Source organism: Oleiphilus sp. HI0043 (assembly GCF_001634935.1).
The window spans coordinates 1-1,532 of sequence record NZ_LWEY01000225.1 but is presented as its reverse complement, the minus strand read 5'-3'; the positions used below and the strand labels follow the sequence as shown (position 1 = coordinate 1,532).

Annotated in this window: 2 protein-coding genes; both read left to right on the top strand. The window is 44.5% G+C overall.

Annotated elements, in window-relative coordinates:
- The first annotated feature begins 51 nt into the window (after positions 1-51).
- Positions 52-1,047: a flagellar motor protein MotB gene (locus A3729_RS03635; RefSeq protein ID WP_068553495.1), complete on the top strand. Its 996-nt coding sequence runs from the start codon at positions 52-54 to the stop codon at positions 1,045-1,047.
- A gap of 40 nt (positions 1,048-1,087) precedes the next feature.
- On the top strand, positions 1,088-1,532 hold a 445-nt coding region (locus A3729_RS03630; protein ID WP_068633188.1), incomplete at its 3' end, for a hypothetical protein.

Genomic DNA, 1,532 nt, shown 5'->3' with positions numbered 1-1,532 from the left:
ATTAAGCAGCCTGTATGTTTTTAGTTTGATCTCTGAGGTAACAACTCGACAATGAGTGATGAAGAAGAAAAAGATTGCGATTGCGTCCCCGGGCTCCCCGCATGGATGGGGACTTTTGCGGATCTTATGTCCCTCCTTATGTGCTTCTTTGTTCTGCTATTATCGTTCGCAGAAATAGATGTACTCAAATTTAAGCGTTTAGCTGGTTCAATGCGTAATGCCTTTGGTGTTCAGAATCAGGTTGATGTTACGTCGATCCCGAAAGGAACCAGTATTATTGCTCAAGAGTTCTCTCCGGGAAAACCAGACCCCACACCTTTGCAAGTGGTGATGCAGCAAACGACTGACTCAGATCACCAGACTCTCGAAGTATTGTGTGAGGCTCAGATAGAGAAAGCCGTTGCAGAAGCTTGTGATGAGTCAACTGAAAACGCTCAGGATAAAAAGGCCCAAATCAGTGAGTTTGTTGCTCAAAAAATGATGGAGCTGGAAGAAGAGGCTGAAACCAAGGCAGAAGAAATTGCTGAGAAGCTCCAGACCGAAGTTGCCAAAGATATGGTGGAGCTGGAAACCCAAGGTCGTAAAATTATTATTCGAATTCAGGAAAAAGGAGCCTTTTCTTCTGGTTCAGCTCAGCTTCAGGATGAGTTTATTCCAGTGCTTGATAAGCTGATTGATATCCTCGAGTCAATTGAAGGTGATATCGCCGTGCAGGGGCATACTGATGATGTGCCGATTCAAACTGTTATGTTCCCATCAAACTGGGATTTGTCGGTCGCAAGGGCTTTGGAAGTTGCGCACGGGCTATTTGATGACGGCTACCTAAAACAAGATAGGTTTAGCATAACAGGCTTTGCGGATACTCGGCCGCTGGTGCCGAATGATACGCCTGAGAGTAGAAAGCGAAATCGCCGGGTAGAGATTATTCTTCAAGAGAAAACTGATAAGCAGGTGAAGGAAGAGCTGCGTGAAGAAAGCAAGACGCTGGATGCTAACTCTCAAGCAATTGATAACTTTTTCGAATTGGACCCTGACGAGATCTTCTAGAAAGGAGAGTGTGTGATGGGTTTATCTAGGGATAATATATATGGGTGTAAATTCAGTGACGCACGACAGTGAAAGAAGACGTTATTTTAGAGTGACGGACCTTGTTGGTCTTCGTTATCGCTTTCTTTCGGAGGGTGAAACTGATTTGGCGGTGCAAGCTCAACCGACTTCTCTGAAGTCTCTGCTGTCACAGATAGAGCACCAGATAGCAACAGATCTGACAGTACTGAAGAATTCCCAACCTGAAATTCATAATATTCTTGATCTTTTTAACCAGAAAATAAATTTGGCTTTTGGCCACGGTCTTGCCTCTGGCCAAGAAGAGGGTCTCGAGCAGTCTACTTCTGCTTGTCAGGTTAATTTGAGTGCTTGTGGAATCGCTTTCCCGCTTGAAGAAAGTGCTGCTTTGAATCAGCATGTTCATATAGAACTAACGCTATACCCCAGTAATACTCGATTGCAGCTCTTAGCAGCTGTTATTGCTT

Bases quoted from the DNA above. Each gene is read 5' to 3' on its own strand.
- A3729_RS03635 (WP_068553495.1), top strand. From the start codon at position 52: ATGAGTGATGAAGAAGAAAAAGATTGCGATTGCGTCCCCGGGCTCCCC.